The 434-nt window shown below is 61.1% G+C and carries 1 pseudogene; it reads left to right on the forward strand.

From position 1 onward, the window contains the following. A pseudogene (locus JMV15_RS28125) lies at positions 1-257 on the forward strand (glutamine synthetase); the annotation flags it as partial. Positions 258-434 lie beyond the last annotated feature (177 nt).

Raw genomic sequence — 434 nt, forward strand, 5'->3', positions numbered from 1 at the left:
TGTGCGGTTATCTGGGCATGATCGAGCACATCGAACCCAGTGCCCTGGTGGAAGGCCGCGCCTATGAACGCCGCAAACTGCGCCTGCCGTTCACCCCCGAAGATGCGCTGGCGCGCACGGAGGATTGCGACACGGTCAAGCAGTACCTGGGCGAAAAATTCGTGCGCGGATACGTCGCGGTCAAGCGCGCCGAGCCTGAGAATTTCAAGCGGGTGATCAGTTCCTGGGAGCGCGAGCTCCTGCTGTTGAGCGTCTGAAAGCAAGCATAAGAGGGGTGACGAGATGCGTCTTGTGAACAAGCTTCTTCTAGTGGCCCAGGCCGCGGCGTTTGGCGGTGCCGGTCAGGGGGCGCCGACGGTGAGTGTCTAAAACTGGAGCGATTACATTGGCGAGACCACCGTGGCGGAGTTCTAGGCCAAGACCGGCATGAAGGG

Origin of the sequence: Pseudomonas paracarnis, from assembly GCF_904063055.1 — a bacterium.
Lineage (GTDB): Bacteria > Pseudomonadota > Gammaproteobacteria > Pseudomonadales > Pseudomonadaceae > Aquipseudomonas > Aquipseudomonas paracarnis.